This is a genomic window from Pseudomonas sp. LBUM1658 (genome assembly GCF_059716055.1).
In genome coordinates this window covers 4,677,265-4,696,899 of the sequence record NZ_CP166798.1, presented here as the reverse complement: position 1 = coordinate 4,696,899, position 19,635 = coordinate 4,677,265, and the positions used below count along the sequence as shown (strand labels likewise).

Sequence of the window (19,635 nt, the reverse complement as noted above, 5' to 3'; positions counted from 1 at the left end):
CGGCTGCTCTTTTGCTTTATGAGAGAACACCCATGACCGCCGCCGAAAACCGCATTCTAGAGTTGCGCACTGAGCTCGATCAGCACAACTACCTCTACCACGTACTCGACCAGCCGAGCATTCCGGACGCCGAGTACGATCGGCTGTTCAATGAGCTCAAGGCGCTGGAAGCAGAACATCCCGAGCTGGTGACCAGCGACTCACCGACTCAGCGGGTCGGCAGCGCGGCACTCTCGGCCTTTACTCAAGTGCGTCATGAAATACCGATGCTCAGCCTGGGCAACGCCTTCGACGAAAGCACCATGCGCGAGTTCGATCGCCGGGTGACCGAGGGCCTCGACTTGCCGGCCGGCGACTTGTTTGGCGGTGGCGTGGCAGTGGAATACAGCTGCGAGCCGAAGCTCGATGGCCTGGCGGTCAGCCTGCTGTATCAGGATGGCATGTTGGTGCGCGGCGCCACTCGCGGTGACGGCACCACGGGCGAAGACATCAGCGTCAATGTGCGAACCGTACGCAATATCCCGCTCAAGCTGCAGGGCAGCGGCTGGCCGGCGATCCTGGAAGTGCGTGGCGAAGTCTATATGTCCAAGGCCGGTTTCGAGCGGCTGAATGCCTCGCAAATGGAAGTCGCTGGCAAGACCTTCGCCAACCCGCGCAATGCCGCTGCCGGTAGCCTGCGCCAGCTGGATTCGAAGATCACCGCCAGCCGTCCGCTGGAGTTCTGCTGCTACGGTCTGGGCCAGGTATCGGCCGACATCGCCGCTACCCATATCAACAATCTGCAGCAACTGAAAAAGTGGGGCCTGCCGGTCAGTCGCGAACTGAAATTGGCCAAGGGCATCGACGAGTGCCTGGACTACTACCGCGATATCGGTGAGCGCCGCAATGTGCTGGCCTATGAAATCGACGGGGTGGTGTTCAAGGTCAACAGCCTGGCCTCGCAGCGCGAACTCGGCTTCCGGGCCCGTGAACCGCGCTGGGCTATCGCCCATAAATTTCCGGCGATGGAAGAGCTCACCGAGCTGCTCGATGTGGAGTTCCAGGTGGGTCGCACCGGTGCGGTAACCCCGGTCGCGCGCTTGAAGCCAGTCAAGGTCGCGGGCGTCACCGTCTCCAATGCGACGTTGCACAACATGGATGAAGTGGCCCGTCTGGGGCTGATGATCGGCGACACGGTGATCATCCGTCGTGCCGGGGATGTGATCCCGCAAGTGGTGCAAGTGGTCACCGAGCGTCGCCCGGAAAACGCCCGACCGGTGCAGATTCCCGAGAGCTGCCCAGTGTGCGGCTCCCATGTCGAGCGCACGCAGCTGGTGAAGCGCAGCAAGGGCCGCGAAACCGTCAGCGAAGGCGCGGTCTATCGCTGCGTCGGCCGACTGGCCTGTGGCGCACAACTCAAGCAGGCCATCATCCATTTCGTCTCGCGGCGCGCCATGGACATCGAAGGCCTGGGCGAGAAGAGCGTCGAGCAACTGGTGGATGAAGGCCTGGTCGGCTCGCCGGCGGACCTCTACACCCTGAGCTTCGACCAGATCGTCGACCTCGAAGGCTTTGCCGAGCTCTCCAGCAAGAACCTGTTGAGTGCCATCGCCGACAGCAAAAAACCGAGCCTGGCGCGCTTTATCTACGCGTTGGGCATTCCCGATGTCGGCGAGGAGACCGCCAAGGTGCTGGCGCGCTCGCTGGCGTCGCTGGCGCGGGTTCAGCAGGCGTTGCCGGAAGTATTGACCTACTTGCCGGATGTCGGGCTGGAGGTCGCCTACGAGATCCATAGCTTCTTCCAGGATCAGCACAACGCAACCGTTATCGAGCAGTTGCTGGCCCGTGGCCTGGAGATTCAGGACCAGGGCGAGTTGGGCGCAGAGTTCGCAGCCAGCACGACCCTGGGTGGACTGATCGACAAGCTGCATATTCCTTCGGTCGGCCCGGGCGGAGCGCAGAAACTGGCCGACAAGTTCGGCTCGCTCGAAGGCGTGATCAACGCCGACTGGCTGGACATGCGCCAGGCGCTTGCCGAGAAACAGGCGAAGGCCGTGCGTGAGTTCTTCGATAATCCCGAGCACGCTCAGCGTGCGTTGGCGATCGAGAAGCAGCTGCAAGACTTTGGCATGCATTGGCACAGCGAACGGAAAGTCGTCGAAGGTCTGCCGCTGGCCGGTCAGACCTGGGTGCTGACCGGTTCGCTGGAACTGATGAGCCGCGACATCGCCAAGGACAAACTCGAAAGCCTGGGCGCCAAAGTGGCCGGTTCGGTATCGGCGAAAACCCATTGTGTAGTGGCCGGACCGGGAGCGGGATCGAAACTGCTCAAGGCCAATGAGCTGGGTTTGAAAGTGCTGGATGAAGAGGAGTTTGTGGCGTTTCTCGGCAAGCACAACCTTTCGGTGTGATGCATATTTGCGACTGGAATGCATTTGTGGCGAGGGGGCTTGCCCCCGCTGGGGCGCGCAGCGGCCCTAAAATCTGCAGCCGCGGTTTTTCAGGTAGAACGCATACACAGATTTTACGACTGCTGCGCAGCCGAACGGGGCGATGCGGCGTTCCGACAAGCCCCCTCGCCACAGGTCGGCGCTCGCCACATTGGGCTGCGCAGTTCCCTGAAAACCATGGAACCCTTGCCTCCCAACCATGATCTAGTCTTGGCAAGCCCCAGGGAGAGATCGCCATGTACCGTTTCTTCGAACAACTCAGCTCACGCATCGCTGCACCCTTCATGGGCGAGCGCGGTCGCAACAGCAAGCTCTGGGACTGTCGCTGCGGGCAGGCGTTGTTCTTTCGCAACAGCCAGTGCCTCGCCTGTTCGGCGGCATTGGGTTATCAGCCGGAGCAGAGTCGTCTGTCCTCGCTGCAGCCCGGGCCGCAGGTGGATACCTGGATGCTCGACACCGATCCCGAGGCTGGGGTATTTCGCCGCTGCGCCAACCTCGACTCCGCGGCCGCCTGCAACTGGCTGCTGCCGGCCAACGATCATGATGCGTTGTGCATAGCTTGTAGTCTGAACCACACCATCCCCGATCTGTCGATTGCCGAGAATCCCGAGCGCTGGCGCAAGGTCGAAACGGCGAAACGGCGTCTGGTCGCACAGTTGATCAGCCTGGGCTTGCAAGTGATCCCGAAAACCCTGGACGAAGAAACCGGGCTGGCCTTCGATTTCATTGGTGTCGACCTTGAAGGCAAACCGCCAACCACCGGCCATGCCAACGGCCTGATCACCCTCGATATCAAAGAGGCCGACGACGCCCATCGGGAGCAGATGCGTGTGCAGCTGCACGAACCCTACCGCACCTTGCTCGGGCATTTTCGTCATGAGGTGGGGCATTACTACTGGGACCGGCTGATCGCCAACAGCCACTGGCTGGAACCCTGCCGCAGCCTGTTCGGTGACGAACGCGCCAGTTATACCGAAGCGCTGGAACGGCACTACCAGCAGGGTGCACCGAGCGACTGGGAACAGAGCCATGTCAGTGCCTACGCCAGCATGCATCCATGGGAAGACTGGGCGGAAACCTGGGCTCACTACCTGCACATGATGGACGCGGTCGACACCGCACTGGGCTTTGGCATGAGCGCGCGGGAGATGGACTTCGACTATCAGCCATTTGCCCTCGACACACTCTACGATCCGCAGCATCCCGGCGGCGCGGCATTCCTGTCTTTCGTCAACGCCTGGATCGAACTGGCCGGCATGCTCAATGAGCTGTCACGCAGCATGGGTCAGGCAGATTTCTATCCCTTTGTCCTACCGCCGCCAGTGATCGCCAAATTACATTTCATTCACCTGGTCATCCAGCAAGAGGGTGGCCGGGCGGATGGGGTAGTGCAGGATCATTAAAAAATCAAAGATCGCAGAGCAACGCAGGTCCTTGACCCTGCTCATATTTTTTAATCCCAATAGACGGTTGTAAGTTCTCGTCAGATCGGTACAATGGCGCGGCTCGCCACTGGCGAGCGTCGTTATGGTGACCCCATCGGTCCCCCCGCAACGATCAGCCGTGAACCCGGTCAGGCCTGGAAGGGAGCAGCCGCAGCGGTGACATTGTGTGCCGGGGTGTGGCTGATGGGGTTACCACCTTAACGACCAGCCTTCGTTCAGCAAGGCTTCTCCTTTCTACGCAGAACCCGATTTTTCCTCTCTGTTTTTCCATCGATCTTTCCTGGTCGGTGTTTGATCCTGTCCGAACCCTTCTTCCTTTTGCATTCAGCGACTCGTTACGCCGCGCTTTGACGTTCACTGCTGGCGGGCGGTTGGCTCCGCTTGCAGCGGCACATCAGTGCCGGTGTAGAGCTTGATGATGGCATCGATTTCGCCGGACATCTTCATGCGCAGCAGGGTGCGCAGAATCAGTTGCACCGGCAGTTTCGGGTCGTTGCGCACATAGCAGCCGACGTTTTGCTCCTGCAGGACGGCGACGCCGCGTAGTTGATCGGCAGGTAAAAGCTTTTGATTGAACCAGTCCAGGGTCCATTGATTAGTCACCGCATAGTGGTAGCGACCGGCCAACAACTTCTGTAATACCTGCTCCTGATTGCGGGCATCGTCGCGCTGCAGTTGGCCACTGTCGAACAGCGGCTGCAGTTTTGGGTAGATGTAACCAAGCACCGTGCCGATGTTTTGTGAAGGCAGACTCGAGGGCACTACCAGTGCGGGAAGGTCTTGCCTGCTGACCAGCAGGTCGCGCTGAAACAGCCATGGAATGCTCCAGAGGTAGTCGCCTGACTGGTTGGGCAGCCAGGATTGCGCGGCATAGCAACGCACATCGATCTCGCCACGTTCCATGGCACTTTGCACCCGGCCGCGGGCCAGCACGTGGAACTCGGCAGGGCGGCCGACCTGGGTTGCCAGGCTGAGCATCATGTCATGCAAAATGCCTTGGGTCGGCTGGTCGCGTTCGATTTGCACCATGGGCATGGCCCAGCTGTCGGTCACTGCGAAACGCAGTGGGGCCTGCGCGGCAAAACCGTTTGCGCTGACCAGCAGTAAAGCGGCCCAGGCTAAATGCATAAACTCTCCCGCAAGACCACGACAAGGGTCGACAAAATGCCACCCAAAGAGCAGCTTAGCCAGATTAGAACAGCACACCGGATGCAATTTTGCCCTTGCTCCGCTAGCATTACCCGCTTCCGCTTCCCAGTTGCGACGGTTTTCGATGAGTTATCAGGTTCTTGCACGTAAATGGCGTCCGCGCTCGTTCCGCGAAATGGTCGGCCAGACCCATGTGCTCAAGGCTCTGATCAATGCCTTGGACAGCCAGCGGCTGCACCACGCCTATTTATTTACCGGCACCCGCGGGGTGGGCAAGACCACCATCGCGCGGATCATTGCCAAATGCCTGAACTGTGAAACAGGTATTACCTCGACGCCGTGCGGCACCTGCTCGGCGTGCCGGGAGATCGACGAAGGGCGCTTTGTCGACCTGATCGAAATCGACGCCGCGAGCCGGACCAAGGTCGAGGACACCCGCGAGCTGCTGGACAACGTGCAGTACGCGCCGAGCCGCGGGCGCTTCAAGGTCTACCTGATCGACGAAGTGCACATGCTGTCCACCCATTCGTTCAATGCGCTGCTCAAAACCCTTGAAGAGCCGCCGCCCCACGTCAAGTTCATCCTGGCCACCACCGACCCGCAGAAACTTCCTGCAACAATTCTATCGCGGTGCCTGCAGTTCTCCCTGAAAAACATGACTCCGGAGCGGGTGGTCGAGCATTTGACCCATGTCCTGGGGGTCGAGAACATACCGTTCGAGGACGATGCATTGTGGTTGCTGGGCCGCGCGGCCGATGGTTCGATGCGCGACGCCATGAGCCTCACCGATCAGGCGATTGCTTTCGGTGAAGGCAAGGTCATGGCCGCCGATGTCCGGGCGATGCTCGGGACCCTGGATCACGGTCAGGTCTACGACGTATTGCAGGCGTTGCTCGACGGCGATGCCCGGGCGCTGCTTGAAGCGGTGCGCCATCTGGCCGAGCAAGGGCCGGACTGGAATGGCGTGCTCTCGGAAATCCTTAATGTGCTGCACCGTGTCGCCATCGCCCAGGCCCTGCCTGAAGGCGTCGACAACGGTCATGGCGACCGCGACCGGGTGCTGGCGCTGGCCCAGGCGTTGCCGGCCGAAGACGTGCAGTTCTATTACCAGATGGGCCTGATCGGCCGCCGCGATCTGCCGCTGGCGCCAGACCCCCGTGGTGGTTTTGAAATGGTCCTGTTGCGGATGCTGGCATTCCGCCCGGCAGACAGCACGCAGGCACCCAGACAACCGCTAAAGCCAGTGGGGATCAGCCAGGCCACAGTTGATTCCGCAAACTCCGTGGCTGCCGCGCCGGTGGTCGCTGCCAGTGTCGCTGCGCCGGTCGCGGCGGTTGTTGCACCGGTCCCTGCACCAACCGCAGCGGTGGTGGTGCCGGAACCGGTCGTCGCGCCGCCGGTTGTGGAGCCTGTAGTCGTTGCCGCCGAAGTCGTGGATCTGCCGTGGAACGACCCGGTAGAAGCAATCATCGAGCAACAGCCGGCGGTCGAGCCGATGCTCGAGACCGCCGCCGAGCAGCCTGACTTGACCCCGATGCCTGGGCCGACGCCCGACAGTGCGGTGCCGGATGCCCCCGAGTGGGTGGCCGCGCCGGTGCCTGAGCCCTCCGTAGCCGAGGTCGATGCGGCCACTCCGGGCATGGACCTGGATGACGAGCCGCCACTGGATGAAGACTACATCGAGCCGGACATGGATTCGGCCTACAGCTATCTCGATGAACTGGCCAGTGAACACACCGCCGAGCCGGCCCCGGAACCCGAGCCCGCTCCTGCGTTGAAACCGGCCACCGGCCTGGCTCTGGAATGGCTGGAACTGTTTCCGAAGTTGCCGATTTCCGGCATGACCGGCAGCATTGCCGCCAACTGCACGCTGATTGCGGTGGATGGCGATCATTGGTTGCTGCACCTGGACCCGGCCCACAGCGCGCTGTTCAACGCGACTCAGCAGCGGCGCTTGAACGATGCGCTGAACCAGTATCACCAGCGCACGCTGACGGTGAACATTGAGCTGATCAAGCCCGAGCAGGAAACCCCGGCCCAGGCAGCGTCCAGGCGCCGTAACGAGCGTCAGCGCGAGGCCGAAGAGTCGATCCACGGTGATCCGTTCATCCAGCAAATGATGCAACAGTTCGGTGCGGTGATCCGTAACGATACTATTGAACCTGTCGAGGCTCTGGTCACTCAGGGCTAATAACTGAAGGTGCCTGGCCTGACGGGCCGGGCGCTATTTTTATCCAAGTACTTTTGAGGTGATTCCCATGATGAAAGGTGGCATGGCCGGCCTGATGAAGCAGGCACAGCAGATGCAGGAAAAAATGGCCAAGATGCAGGAAGAACTGGCCAACGCCGAAGTGACCGGCAAGTCCGGTGGCGACATGGTGACGGTGGTCATGACCGGCCGTCACGACGTCAAGCGCGTCAGCATCGATCCAAGCATCGTTGAAGGCCTCAACGAAGATGACAAGGAAATGCTCGAAGCCCTGTTCGCCGCCGCCGTCAACGACGCTGTGCGCAAGATCGAAGCCAACAGCCAGGACAAAATGTCTGGAATGACCGCCGGCATGCAATTGCCACCGGGCATGAAGCTGCCGTTCTAAGTCGCCTTGGCGAGTGGGATGCACAATAAAAATGCCGGGCCTTGAGCCTGGCATTTTTTTTGTGGATGAAATCTTCTGTGGCTGCTAGATCCAATCGCGGGCTTACCCGTGAAGTGGCCTGACAGCCGGCCTTTCTCTCGCGGATGTACCCAGATCAACTGTAGGAGCGAGCTTGCTCGCGATGGGCTCAAGGTCGGCGCGTTTATTCAGAAAACCCGCGTTATCGTTAACGTCCATCTCGCGAGCAAGCTCGCTCCTACAGTGGGAACACATACCATAAATACCCATCCAGAAGACTCAGCCACCGTCAATGAATACTCGACGCCAACTCAAAGATCGGGATGTACATCAAAATCACGATCACACCAATCAACAACCCGATAAAGGTCATCAACAGCGGCTCGAACAAGCGCACGAACCATTCGAGCCAGCGGCTGATTTCTTCGTCGTAGAAGTCGGCGCTGCGTTCCATCATGTAACCCAGGTTGCCCGACTGTTCACCGGCCCGCAGCAGGCGCAGCGACACCGGGGTGGTCAGTTGGTTATTTTCCAGCGCGGCAGACAGCGCGTGGCCCTCGCGGATTCTTTCGCTGGCTGCATCCAGGCGGGTCCTTGAGCCGACGTTGAGTATTCCACGGACCATGCCCATGGCGGTGATTATGGGGATACCGCCTTGCAGCAGGATGCCGAGGGATCGGTAGAAGCGCGCCAACTCATACATGACGATCCGCCGATGGATCGCCGGTATTCGTTCCAGCATTCGGTCGACGCCGCGCCGAAAGCCCGGCTGGCGCATCAACACTCCCAGCGCGACGGTGCTCGCCAGCAGGCTGACGAAGAACTCGGTCTGATGGCTGTGCAGGAACAGCCCGCAATGCATCAGCACCTGTGACAGCCAGGGCAGGTTGGAGCCCAGGCCTTCGAAGACCAGGCTGAAGCGCGGTACCACATAACCCATCAGAAACAGCACCACGCCGCCGCCGACTATCAGCAACAACACCGGATAGATCGACGCGCTGACGATCTTTTGCCGAACCTCGTCCATGCGCTGTCGGTAGACCACATAGCGGCCAAGGGCTTCGCTGACGTTGCCGGTTTTCTCGCTGGACTGCACCAGCGCCACATACAGCGGGGGGAACACTTGCGGCAATTGGCTCAGTGCCTGGGAAAAGGATTTGCCTTCGTACAGCAGCCGCACCAGTTCACTCAGGGTCTTGCGAGCCTGGGGCGCGGTTTCCTTTTCCGCCAGGCTTTCCAGCGCGTCGATAAGTGCCAGGCCAGCGTTGAGCAGGGTGGTCAATTCCTGGCTGAACAGCAGCAAGGGAAAGGTTTCATTGCGCCGCCAGGCACTCAACCGCCAGCGCTGTTCGGCTCGCAGGCTGATCAGCCGCCAGCCCTGGTCCTCGGCCATGCGGCGGGCCTCGGCGGGGCCTTGCGCATCGACCACCAGCGCGCTGACGCCGCTTTTGCCCATGACCTTGAGATAAAAACGCATAGCGGTGCCCTCGGTCATTGCCAGCTGGTGATTTCGGCGTTCTCGCCTTCGCCGCCGGGCTGGCCGTCCTTGCCCATCGACAGCAGATCGTAATCGCCATTCTCGCCGGGGAAGCGATAGATGTAGTTGCGCCCCCATGGATCCTGCGGGATTTTTTTCTGCAAATAAGGCCCGGTCCAGCGCGGCTCGTCGCTGGGGGCGATGTTCAGGGCGGCGAGCCCCTGTTCGGCGTTGGGATAATGGCCAAGCTCCAGCCGGTACAGATCCAGCGCCTTGCCCAGGCCTTCGATCTGCGCCTTGGCCACCTTGGCTTCGGAACGGCCGAGCTGGGCGAAGTATTTGGGCGCGACGATACCGGCCAGCAGGCCGAGGACCACCAGCACCACCAGCAATTCAAGCAGGGTGAAGCCACTTTGCTGGTGTCGGGTAGGGCGATGATGACTGGACATGATGACCTCCTTGAGTGGGCAGGTCTGCTTATGCAATTGCTGTGCTCGCTGCCCCCTGTTGCTCTGCAGGCCGCGTAACTGCTGGGTTGCGCGGTTCGGCACAGAGCTTGCGTACACCCTTGGAAATCCCGGTGAGTGGGGCAAATGCCCCAAAAATCGGGGCTTGTCGAGGGAGTATCGAGCATGCAAGTACTGACAATGGGATTGCTGGTCTGGCTGACCACGACCGGCGCTGTCCAGGCGGACATTTATGTGTCGCGGTCAACCGACGGTGCTTATGTGCTGTCCAACGTTCATCGACCGGGGCGCACCTATGAAAAGATCATCAGCGAGTCGACGCTGGTGGCGTCGGCGCCGTCATCGTCGGCGCCGCAGATGATCGCGCAGATGCCCTATGCCGAGATGGTCGCCGCGGCGGCTACCGCCAATGACTTGCCGCCGGCGCTGTTGCACGCGGTGATTCAGGCCGAGTCGCGCTACAACCCGGCTGCACGCTCGGTCAAGGGCGCCATGGGCCTCATGCAGCTGATGCCCCAGACCGCGAAAGAAATGGGCGTGACCGATGCCCTCGATCCGGCGGCCAATATTCAGGGTGGGGCGCGCTATCTCAAGCGGCTGATGGTGATGTTCGACAACAATATTTCGCTGGCCGTGGCCGCCTACAACGCGGGCCCCGATGCCGTGCTCAGCCGTGGCCGGATCATTCCGCCGTTCGCCGAAACCCAGCGCTATGTGCCCAGCGTGTTGCGCCAGTACCGGCGCTTGCAGGGGCTGGCCGTCGACGCGCCCTTGTAAGCAATCCCCATATATGGGGACTGCGCAAAACTGGGGATTTTTTGGGGGGGAGGATCACCCACTCAGTTTGAGTTGTTGTTTCAAGCTATTGAATTTAAAGCAAAATATATATGGCATGCCGATTGCTCCGTCCATCATCACCGATGAACGCGATGCGAGGCCCTCCGCCATGAAAGGGACCCACTCAACACCCCGGCTATTCAACCTGATCGTCCTGACTTGCTCATTGCTGGGGCTTGCGCCCCTGGCCGAGGCCGCGCTGCGTTGCGAGCGCACGCTGGTGGCCAATGTGGTGGCCTTCGATCAGCCGCTGATGTTTAACCGCCTGGGTGCGCAGAACGCCAACGGCATGATCTTCGCCCTGCGCCGGGATGTGGTCGATGATCACAACCAATCCTTGATGCAAGGCGGTGCGGCCGTTCCCGGGAAGGTCACGCTGCGGCCCGACAAGCGTCCACGGCCACTGATCCTGCGGGTCGCGGCGGGCGAATGCCTGACCATCAACCTGCACAATCTGCTGGCCTATCAGGCCAACCCGAACAAGCATTCGACGGGAATCGAGGAGGAATTCGATCCCGAGGTCGACGATCAGGTCAGCGATCGCCATGTCGGCTTCCAGGTCAACGGCTTGCAAGCGGTCAACAGCGTCAACGACATCTCCGCCTATACCGGTCGCAACGCCAATACCCTGGTGGCACCGGGTGCCAGCCGTTCCTACACCCTCTACGCCGAACGCGAAGGGGCGTTTTCCGTCGCCAGCAAAGGCGCGACCTTTGGTGGTGAAGGCGCAGCCGGTAACGTCGCCAACGGCTTGATCGCCCAGGTGGTGGTCTTGCCCAAAGCCGCGCGGGCCTATCGCAATACCGTGACCGAAGAAGAAATGCGCCTGGCCAGCGTCGGCCGCACCCCGGCCGGCCAGCCGATCGTCGATTATCAGGCGCGCTACCCACAGCGCGAGCCGTGGCTCAGCGAAGCCAAGGCCGGCCTGCCGATCCTCAGCATGGTCGATGGCAACGAGATCATCGCCAGCGACAGTGACGCGGTGGTGATGGGCCCGAACGCCGACGGCAGTTTTCCACCCTCGACCTACCCGCTGGAAAGTATCGGCAAGCGCAACCCGGCCTTGCCCAACCGGCTTGAGCCGTTCCGCGATTTTGCCTCGGTGTTCTCCGACGAAATGGCCGTGACCCAGGCGTTTCCCGGCTACTGGGCCGACCCGGTAATGGGGCATGTGCTGGAACCGACCCGTGATTCCTTTATGATCAACTATGGCTCCGGCGGGATGGGCGCCGAGGTGCTCGCCAACCGCCTGGGCGTGGGCCCGATGCATGACTGCCTGTCCTGCGCCTATGAAGAGTTTTTCCTCAGCTCCTCCGCCGTCGGCGACGTTGCGATGTTGGTGGACGTACCCGCCAACGTCGGCCTGGAACGCATTCGTCCCGGTGAAACACCGTCGGCCGATCAGATCGGGGTCAAAGCCACCATGGCACTGTTCCCGGCCGAGCCGTCGAACGTCGCCCACAGCTACATTGGCGACTTCGTCAAATTCCGCAACACCCACAATGGCCACGAGCAGCATATTTTCCACTTGCATGGTCACCAGTGGCTGTTCAACCCCAACGATGACAACTCCGACTACATCGACGCCCAGGGCATCGGCCCGGGCGCCGGTTACACCTATGAGATCGCCAACGGCGGTTCTGGCAACCGCAACCGGGTGGCTGGCGACGCCATCTATCACTGTCACTTCTATCCGCACTTTGCCCAGGGCATGTGGAGCATGTGGCGGGTCCATGATGTGTTTGAGGAAGGCACGCGCCTGGAGGTTTCCCAGCAAGGCAGCGATGGTTATCACTCCACGCCCTATGCCTTGCGCAATGGCAAACCGGCCACTGGCGCCCGGGCACTGCCCGATGGCGAAATCATTGCCGGTACGCCGATTCCGGCCATCGTGCCGTTGCCAGGCAAAGCCATGCCGCCGATGCCGGGTAAAGTCGCGGTAGTACCAAAAATGGGTCAGGTCCAAGTGGCCGCACATGACGATGATGATGATGACGACGAAGACGAGGATGATGATCATCCTTCGGGCGGTTCCGGCGAACTGCAGGCCATTGGCTCGCTGGCGCTGGTCGATCGCAGTGAAGCCAACCGCAATCCCGACGGCAGCCTGAAGAACCCCGGCTATCCGTTCTGGATCGGCGGCCTGGAAACCACCGTCGGCCAACGTCCGCCAACCCCGCCGCTGGATATGCTCAATCCGGATCTGGCACGGACCCTGCGCGACAGTGGCAACGCTCTGTGGGCCAACCTCGATCCGAATCAGTCCGGTGGCTGGGATGGCGGCTTGCCGCGGCATGCCCTGGACGGCGTGTCTGCCGGCGGTGTGGCCGAGACGGTCACCACCGCGCTGGACTTCTCGAAAAAGATTACCCGGGCCAAGCCTGTGTATATGCCGGAGGAGGGCACCGACCTCGAACAGGCGGCGATGGCCTACCACTCGATACTGGAGCACCCGAGTTTTGCTGTGCTGCCGGGCAATCAGGTGGTGTCGCGGGTGTTTCGCACCAACGGCGCCAAGCCCATGGCCGGCGCGCCGTACTTCGAACCCTGCATGGATGATCGGGCCAAGCGCCTGACCGCCAGTGCCGGCAACGGTGAGTTCTTCAGTGGCGAACGGCCTGACGGCATGTCCTTCAGCGGCTCGTCGACTTTTACTGCCGACCGGCCACGACTGTACAAGGCCGCCGACATCCAGTTCGACGCGGTCTACAACAAGGTCGGTTATCACTTCCCGCAAGCGCGGATCCTTGCCCTGTGGGAAGACGTTTGGGGCGTGATCAACAAACAGCGTCCACCGGAACCGCTGGTGATGCGCACCAATACCTTTGATTGTGTGATGTACCAGCAAACCAACCTGGTGCCGTCCTACTACGAGATGGACGACTATCAGATACGCACGCCCACCGACGTGATCGGCCAGCACATCCACTTGCCGAAATGGGACCTGACGGCGGCAGACGGTTCGGCCAACGGCTGGAACTACGAGGACGGGATTCTTTCCCCGGGCTCGGTGGTCGAGCGTATTCACGCCATCCGCGAGTTCAACGGTTGCCAGAATGGCGATCCTCGCGAGGGCACAGCAGCCTGTCCGCAAGCCAAGACTCACCCATTCTTCGGTAAGTATGGCCGAGCCGACTGGGTGGGTGCGCGCACCGCCATGCAGCGCTGGTTCGTCGATCCACTGGTGAACCTGCGCAATATCGACCGGGGCCTGGGGACCATTTTCACCCACGACCACCTCGGCCCATCGACTCACCAGCAACTGGGGCTGTATGCCACGGTACTGGCCGAGCCTGCCGGTTCCACCTGGGCCCATGCCGAAACCGGTGAGCCGCTGTACAACACCGCGGTACGCCAGGACGGCGGGCCGACTTCGTGGCAGGCAGTGATCAACACCGGCGACCTGGATGGCGACGGGCGTAACGACAGCTTCCGCGAGTTCTTCCTCGAATACAGCGACTTCCAGCACGCTTATGAAGCCGGGGTGTATGTCGGCGCGGGGCCGGACGGGGTGCCTGACAGCAACAGCTTCCCGGCTACCGCCGACAGCTTCCGCTACGCCATCAACCCGCCGGTCCGGCAAAGTGCTGACAACCTGCTGGAATCCGTCGCCGAGGTCAGGGGCGGTGAAGTTCCCCATTGTCCGACCCGGCCTTGCCCACAAGCCATTTCGGTCGATGACCCGGGCATGTTCGTCGTCAACTATCGCAACGAGCCGCTGGCGCTGCGGGTTTATGACCCGAACCGCACGGCACCCGATGGCAAGCGCGGGATGCAGGCCGACGGCCTGGCCGGGGACTTGGCCTATGCCATGCAAAGTCGAACCGATCGGGCGATCGCCGCGATGAACCTGGCGCCCCACCTGGTGACTGCGGCGACCGGCCCTACCGGCGGCACCACGCTGTTCCCGCCGCACATCAACCGTGGCGGCATGGAACCGGGCGATCCCTTTACCCCGATGCTGCGCACCTATTCCGGTGACAACGTGCGGCTGCGGGTACACGCCGGTGGCCATGAGGAGGAGCACAACGTCACCCTGCATGGATTGAAATGGCTGCAAAGCGGCTCCGGCTTCGGCAACAGCTCCAACTCCGGCTGGCGTGCTTCGCAGATGATCGGGATCTCCGAGCAGATGGGCTTCGTCGCGCCGGTGGCCATGGCCTCCAGTTCCGCCGCAACCACTGGCGACTACCTGTACTCCATGGACGCTTCGCTGGAAGGTTACTGGTCCGGCCTGTGGGGCATCATGCGCAACTACACCGCCAGCCGCAGCGACCTGTTCGCTTTGCCCAACAACCCGAAACCGCTGGCGGCGCGCAACACCGTGGCCTTCGACGGCATCTGCCCGCGCTACAGCGCCAACCCCACGGGCATCGGCACCCGGCCAACGGTACAGCGCAACTATGAAGTGGTCGCCGCGCTGGCCAATGACATTCTGCGCAACCCACTGAACCTGAACATCGGTGATTCTTCGGGACTCGGCCAGCACGTGGGTGCGTCATTGAATCCGGCCGGTGGCACCCTGGTGTTCAACTCGCGGCCGACCAGCATCCCGCAAGTCACAATAACCGACCCCGAAGACGGTGAGACCATCACCCTCGGCGGGCAAAGCGGGCCTCTGCACGACCCGACCGCGATCCTGTATGTGCGTAAGGGCGATCTCGACCCGGCCACCGGCAAGCTCAAGGCCGGCGTACCGATCGAGCCGCTGGTGTTGCGCGCGGCCGCTGGCGACTGCATCAGCATCAGCCTGGAAAACCGTTTGCCGCTGGCCATGCCGGACCTGGCCAACACCGCAGTGCTGCAGGGCATGGTCAAGCGTGATCGAAACGCCAGCAAGGGGGCGACCACCTTCAACAACAACCTGTTGCGACCTTCCGCGCACGTTGGCTTGCACGCGCAATTGCTGGCCTACGACATCACCAAGTCCGATGGGGTCAACGTTGGTATCAACCCAATTCAGACCGTTGCGCCGCGCACTGGCACCGGCGCCTACCCGACGCGTACCTATCAGTATTACGCCGGGCATCTGGAACGTGAGGGCAAGCCGATCAACCAGACCGGGCGCAGTGTCGACAATATCAACTCCACGGCCATCGAGTTCGGCGGCCTGAACTTCACCCCGGCGGACGTGATCAAGCAGCCGCAGAAAGGCCTGGGTGGTGCCATGAGCATCCTGCCGGTCGGCGCCACCTGGACCGATGATGCGAAAAGTCGTACCTCGGCCACTGTCCAGGCTCCAGGCCAGACCAGCTATCGCGACTTCGCCATGGTCTGGCACAAAGCCTTGAACATGCGCTGGGCCAACGGTCGGCCGGTGGAAGGTATCGCGGCCGAAGGCTTTGGTGTGCCCACCGATCCGCAGGACAACTCGGGCATGGCCATCAACTACAAAAGCGAGCCGCTGTGGTTCCGCTTCGGCCTGGCTCCGGACGCACCGTTCGGGCATGCCCAGGGCCATGGTTGGGCGGATGTCGACAACGCCTATATGGCCTACAGCAATGCCCTGGTCGGCGGCGATCCACAGACCCCGGTGCTCTGGGTCAAACCGGGTCAGCCATTCCGCACCCACATCATGTTGCCGACGGGTGGCAGCCGTGGTTCGACCTTCCAGCTCGACGGCCATGTCTGGGCGCTCAATCCCCTGCAGGCGGAGAAATCGGATCCCTCCGGTTATCCATTGGCTCAGCCAGGCATAGGCTCGGTGCGCTTCGGTTTCAACCCGATGGCGATGTACATCGGCGCCCACGAGAGCATCTTGCCGGCCGCGCACTTCAGCTTCATGCACCCAAGCGCCGGCGGCAGCAACGCGATCCCGGGGGATTACCTGTTCCGCGACTACGCCGCTTACGGCAACGCTTCGGGACTTTGGGGAATCCTGCGGGTGACCAATGAACCGGAGCCCGCACCGGCGCCGTGATTGCCCTATACCTAAGCAATAGCCCGGACTCAGCCATTCAAGGAGCAAGCAGTGAATAGAACGACTACACGCTGTATCGCAGTCTGCAGTGCGTTGTTGCTGGCCGGTCTGGGCGCATGGTTGCTGACCCGGCGCGATGCGCCGCTGGTCGAGGTCAGTCCCCAGGGGCAACGTCTGGTTCGCGATGGCGTGTCCATCGAGTTCCAGATGAATCCGGTCGATGGTCATGCCTCGCTCATGGAAGGCAGCTTCGCCGATGTGCGCTTCAAGGTCATCGACAGCCACTCGGGTCAGCCACTGTCGGGTATCGCGCCCGGCGCCTGGCTCGACCCGAGCCTGCTGGGGCTGAGCGATGCGGAGCCGCAAAACAGCTGCAAATCGCGGGTCGCGATGTTTCTCAAAAGCAACATCGGTGCGCGGCCGTTACTCGACCTGACCCGGTATTTCCTGCTGGTGCTGAACAAGGATGCGAGCCTGACGGTGATCGATCCGTCGGTCTCGGTGGGCGGCGTCACCAGCACCCTGAAACGGATCGACCTCAAGCAGGTGCCGATGGACTGGGTCAGGAGCGGCGACGACAAACGGGTATTCGTCTCCATGCCGGCGGCGGGCGAAATTGCGGTAATCGACGCTGAGAAATTCGAGGTGATCGGCAACGTGGCCGCCGGCGCCGAGCCGCTGCGGGTTGCCTTGCAACCGGACGAACGCCTGCTGTGGGTCGGCAATGACTCGCGTGATGCCGGCAGCAGCGGGGTGACGGTGATCGACAGCCATTCACTCAAGCCCCTGGCGCATCTGGCGACCGGCGTCGGTCACCATGAGATCGCCTTCAGCAAGGATTCGCGGCAGGCCTTCGTCAGCAACCGCGACAGCGGCACCCTGAGTGTCATCGACATCGCCACGCTAACCCTGCGCGAGCAGATCAAGACCGGCCCGCATCCGTTGTCCGTGGCCTATTCGGCGCTGTCCGAAGCGGTCTATGTGGCCGATGGCAAGGACGGCAGCATTACCGTGATCGATGCCCGCAGCCTGAAGCAACGCAAGGTCATCAAGGGCAATCAGGGCCTTGGTCCGATGCGCTTCAGCAGCGACGGGCGTTTTGGTTTTGTGCTCAATACCCTGGACAACCGCGCGCTGGTCATCGACGCCGCCAGCGACAGCCTGATCCACAGCCTGGACGTCTCCGCCGAACCCTATCAGGTGACGTTCACCGCGGGGTACGCCTATATCCGCGGGCTGTCTTCGCCCAAGGTCACGATGGTCAACCTGGGTTCGCTGGGGCAAAACCGCACCCCCATTCTCCAGGGCTTCGAGGCGGGTCCGGCCGCGCCGCGCCAGGCCGGCGACTTGCCACTGGCGCAAAGCTTGACGCCGGGGCGCGAGGACAACTCGGTATTTGTCGTCAACCCGGTGGACAACACCACCTATTTCTACGCCGAAGGCATGAACGCGCCGATGTCCGGTTACCCCAATCGCGGTCATACCGCCCGCGCCGCCATGGTCATCGACCGCAGCCTGCGCGAAGTCGAACCGGGGCTTTACAGCACGCGAGTCCAGTTGCCGGCAGCGGGGCGCTTCGACGTGGCTTTCCTGATCAACCAGCCGCAGATCATTCACTGCTTCACCACCCAGGTCGAACCCAACCCGACGCTGGACCAGAGCCTCGCCCTGCCACGGGTGGAGTTTCTGCTCGATAAATTCAGCGTGCCCCAGGGCCATCCGTATATGGCCCGCGTGCGGCTGGTGCAGCCGAAAAGCCTGGAGCCGCGCAGCGGCGTCAAGGATGTCCGGCTGCGCTATTTCCTCGCGCCGTCTTCCATGGCGCTGGAAGTCGCGGCCCTTGAGGTCGGCGACGGTATCTATGAAGCGCCACTGCTACTGGACACGCCCGGCGCCTGGTACCTGCACGTGCGCTCGGCGTCCCTGGGAGCGGACTTCGGCAGCAGCACCTACGCCAGCCTGCGGGTAGTTCCCGCGACCACCAGCCCGTCTACCCATTGAGGGAATGTCATCATGCATCCAATGACCTCACGGCTCTTGCCCAGCCTCTGCGCGCTGACCTTGACCCTCTCGACCGGTCTGGCCCAGGCCCATTCGGCCGAGGACCACAGCCAGCATGCAAGCCACGGCACACCGCTGGTAGCACCCCAAGGCACCGAGGTGAAAATCGTCGACGTGCCACTGATCGATCAGAACGGCCGGCCGGTGCACCTGCAACAGGACCTGCTGAGCGACCGCATTGTGGTCATGGGCTTTATCTACACCAGCTGTACCACGGTCTGCCCGCTGGTGTCCTCGATCATGGGCAAGGTGCACAAGCAATTGGGCGCACGGGCCGGGCGCGAGGTGCAGCTGGTGTCGATCAGCATCGATCCGCAACGCGATGATCCGCAGCGCCTGCTCGACTACTCCCGCAAATTCCAGGACGGGCCGGGCTGGAGCTGGCTGACCGGGACGCCGACGGCCATCAAGGCGACCCTCAAGGGTCTGGGCAGCGGCGATGGCGATTTGAAGAATCATGCACCGTTGATTCTGGTGGGCGACGGCAAGAGCAACCACTGGATGCGCTTTTATGGCTTCACCGATCCGGCGGTGCTGCTCAAGGAGATCGACCGCCTCAGCCCGCCACGGATGTCGACCGGACCTACCGCCATCGCCCAGGAGAATCATTATGAAATTTATTGAGCAGATCGCCCTCGGACTTTGCCTGGGGTTGCTGATCTCGGTCGCGATGGCCCATGAAGGACACAGCAGCGAGCCGTCCCCGGCAGTCGTCGCGCCGCCGGCCACCGGCACCCACGACGCATTGACCTGGTTTACCGACACGCCGCTGGTGGACCAGAACGGCCAGACGCTACGCTTCTACAGCGATGTGCTGAAGAACCGAGTGGTGCTGCTCAACGTGATTTTCACTCACTGTACCGATGCCTGCCCGCTGATCACCCGCAAACTCACCGAAGTGCGCAAAGCCATGGGTGAGCCCCTGGCCAACGAGGTCTATTTCATCTCCCTGAGCAGCGATCCCGCGCGCGATACACCTGACGTGCTCAAGGCGTTTGCGCAGAAGCAGGGGGCAGTGGACCCGCACTGGCTGTTCCTGACCGGCACCAAGGAGCAGATTGATCTGGTGATGAGCCGGCTCGGTCATCTGTTGCCCAGCCCGGAGCAACATTCGACGCAGATCATCGTCGGCGATGTGGCGAACAAGCGCTGGAGTCGGGTCCGCCCCGATGCTCCTCCCGCCGCGATCGCCCAGCGCCTGCAATTACTGACCCTGCCTGTAGCCGGGCGTTGAA

General features: G+C 62.0%; 12 protein-coding genes and 1 other RNA gene. 10 read left to right on the top strand and 3 right to left on the bottom strand.

Features of this window, described 5'->3' with window-relative positions:
* Positions 1-32: 32 nt before the first annotated feature.
* The 3 genes from ligA (at position 33) to ffs (ending at position 4,063) form a co-directional block, all read left to right on the top strand.
* Positions 33-2,390 carry an NAD-dependent DNA ligase LigA gene (gene ligA / locus ACA064_RS21600; protein WP_497669943.1) on the top strand — a complete coding sequence of 786 codons (2,358 nt, stop codon included), beginning with the start codon at positions 33-35 and terminating at the stop codon, positions 2,388-2,390.
* A gap of 275 nt (positions 2,391-2,665) precedes the next feature.
* Positions 2,666-3,832 carry a zinc-binding metallopeptidase family protein gene (locus ACA064_RS21595; protein WP_497669942.1) on the top strand — a complete coding sequence of 389 codons (1,167 nt, stop codon included), beginning with the start codon at positions 2,666-2,668 and terminating at the stop codon, positions 3,830-3,832.
* Between the two features lie 134 nt (positions 3,833-3,966).
* Positions 3,967-4,063, top strand: an RNA gene (ffs, locus tag ACA064_RS21590) — signal recognition particle sRNA small type.
* Positions 4,064-4,228: 165 nt separating this feature from the next.
* Here ffs and ACA064_RS21585 read toward each other — a convergent pair.
* The gene (locus ACA064_RS21585) at positions 4,229-5,002 is read right to left on the bottom strand and encodes a substrate-binding periplasmic protein (protein ID WP_497669941.1); all 774 of its coding nucleotides are present in this window, start codon (positions 5,000-5,002) and stop codon (positions 4,229-4,231) included.
* A gap of 145 nt (positions 5,003-5,147) precedes the next feature.
* Here ACA064_RS21585 and dnaX point away from each other — a divergent pair, with 145 nt between their 5' ends.
* On the top strand, positions 5,148-7,214 hold the full coding sequence (gene dnaX, locus ACA064_RS21580) for a DNA polymerase III subunit gamma/tau (protein WP_497669940.1): 2,067 nt from the start codon (positions 5,148-5,150) through the stop codon (positions 7,212-7,214).
* Positions 7,215-7,281: 67 nt separating this feature from the next.
* Positions 7,282-7,620 carry a YbaB/EbfC family nucleoid-associated protein gene (locus tag ACA064_RS21575; protein WP_150645014.1) on the top strand — a complete coding sequence of 113 codons (339 nt, stop codon included), beginning with the start codon at positions 7,282-7,284 and terminating at the stop codon, positions 7,618-7,620.
* Between the two features lie 307 nt (positions 7,621-7,927).
* On the opposite strand, the gene ACA064_RS21570 is transcribed toward ACA064_RS21575, so the two are convergent.
* Positions 7,928-9,115 carry a type II secretion system F family protein gene (locus tag ACA064_RS21570; RefSeq protein ID WP_497669939.1) on the bottom strand — a complete coding sequence of 396 codons (1,188 nt, stop codon included), beginning with the start codon at positions 9,113-9,115 and terminating at the stop codon, positions 7,928-7,930.
* Between the two features lie 14 nt (positions 9,116-9,129).
* Positions 9,130-9,564, bottom strand: a complete 435-nt coding sequence (gene gspG, locus ACA064_RS21565; protein ID WP_497669938.1) for a type II secretion system major pseudopilin GspG — start codon at positions 9,562-9,564, stop codon at positions 9,130-9,132.
* Positions 9,565-9,747: 183 nt separating this feature from the next.
* Between gspG and ACA064_RS21560 the strand changes: the two genes are divergently transcribed.
* The 5 genes from ACA064_RS21560 (at position 9,748) to ACA064_RS21540 (ending at position 19,634) form a co-directional block, all read left to right on the top strand.
* On the top strand, positions 9,748-10,359 hold the full coding sequence (locus tag ACA064_RS21560) for a lytic transglycosylase domain-containing protein (protein WP_497669937.1): 612 nt from the start codon (positions 9,748-9,750) through the stop codon (positions 10,357-10,359).
* Between the two features lie 169 nt (positions 10,360-10,528).
* The gene (gene mnxG / locus ACA064_RS21555) at positions 10,529-16,339 is read left to right on the top strand and encodes a manganese-oxidizing multicopper oxidase MnxG (RefSeq protein ID WP_497669936.1); all 5,811 of its coding nucleotides are present in this window, start codon (positions 10,529-10,531) and stop codon (positions 16,337-16,339) included.
* A 51-nt stretch (positions 16,340-16,390) separates the two neighbouring features.
* Positions 16,391-18,340, top strand: coding sequence for a YncE family protein (locus ACA064_RS21550; protein ID WP_497669935.1), 1,950 nt, complete (start codon positions 16,391-16,393; stop codon positions 18,338-18,340).
* 21 nt (positions 18,341-18,361) lie between these two features.
* Positions 18,362-19,024, top strand: a complete 663-nt coding sequence (locus tag ACA064_RS21545) for an SCO family protein (protein WP_497674305.1) — start codon at positions 18,362-18,364, stop codon at positions 19,022-19,024.
* On the top strand, positions 19,011-19,634 hold the full coding sequence (locus tag ACA064_RS21540; protein ID WP_497669934.1) for an SCO family protein: 624 nt from the start codon (positions 19,011-19,013) through the stop codon (positions 19,632-19,634). Before ACA064_RS21545 ends, ACA064_RS21540 begins: the two co-directional genes overlap by 14 nt.
* The last annotated feature ends 1 nt before the right edge of the window (position 19,635 follow it).

What these genes read in the sequence shown, in the direction of transcription:
- ACA064_RS21560 (WP_497669937.1), top strand. Translation starts at nt 9,748, where the DNA reads ATGCAAGTACTGACAATGGGATTGCTGGTCTGGCTGACCACGACCGGC.
- ACA064_RS21545 (WP_497674305.1), top strand. Translation starts at nt 18,362, where the DNA reads ATGACCTCACGGCTCTTGCCCAGCCTCTGCGCGCTGACCTTGACCCTC.
- ACA064_RS21575 (WP_150645014.1), top strand. Translation starts at nt 7,282, where the DNA reads ATGATGAAAGGTGGCATGGCCGGCCTGATGAAGCAGGCACAGCAGATG.
- mnxG (WP_497669936.1), top strand. Translation starts at nt 10,529, where the DNA reads ATGAAAGGGACCCACTCAACACCCCGGCTATTCAACCTGATCGTCCTG.
- ACA064_RS21595 (WP_497669942.1), top strand. Translation starts at nt 2,666, where the DNA reads ATGTACCGTTTCTTCGAACAACTCAGCTCACGCATCGCTGCACCCTTC.
- ACA064_RS21570 (WP_497669939.1), bottom strand. Translation starts at nt 9,115, where the DNA reads ATGCGTTTTTATCTCAAGGTCATGGGCAAAAGCGGCGTCAGCGCGCTG.
- ACA064_RS21540 (WP_497669934.1), top strand. Translation starts at nt 19,011, where the DNA reads ATGAAATTTATTGAGCAGATCGCCCTCGGACTTTGCCTGGGGTTGCTG.
- ACA064_RS21585 (WP_497669941.1), bottom strand. Translation starts at nt 5,002, where the DNA reads ATGCATTTAGCCTGGGCCGCTTTACTGCTGGTCAGCGCAAACGGTTTT.
- dnaX (WP_497669940.1), top strand. Translation starts at nt 5,148, where the DNA reads ATGAGTTATCAGGTTCTTGCACGTAAATGGCGTCCGCGCTCGTTCCGC.
- ligA (WP_497669943.1), top strand. Translation starts at nt 33, where the DNA reads ATGACCGCCGCCGAAAACCGCATTCTAGAGTTGCGCACTGAGCTCGAT.
- gspG (WP_497669938.1), bottom strand. Translation starts at nt 9,564, where the DNA reads ATGTCCAGTCATCATCGCCCTACCCGACACCAGCAAAGTGGCTTCACC.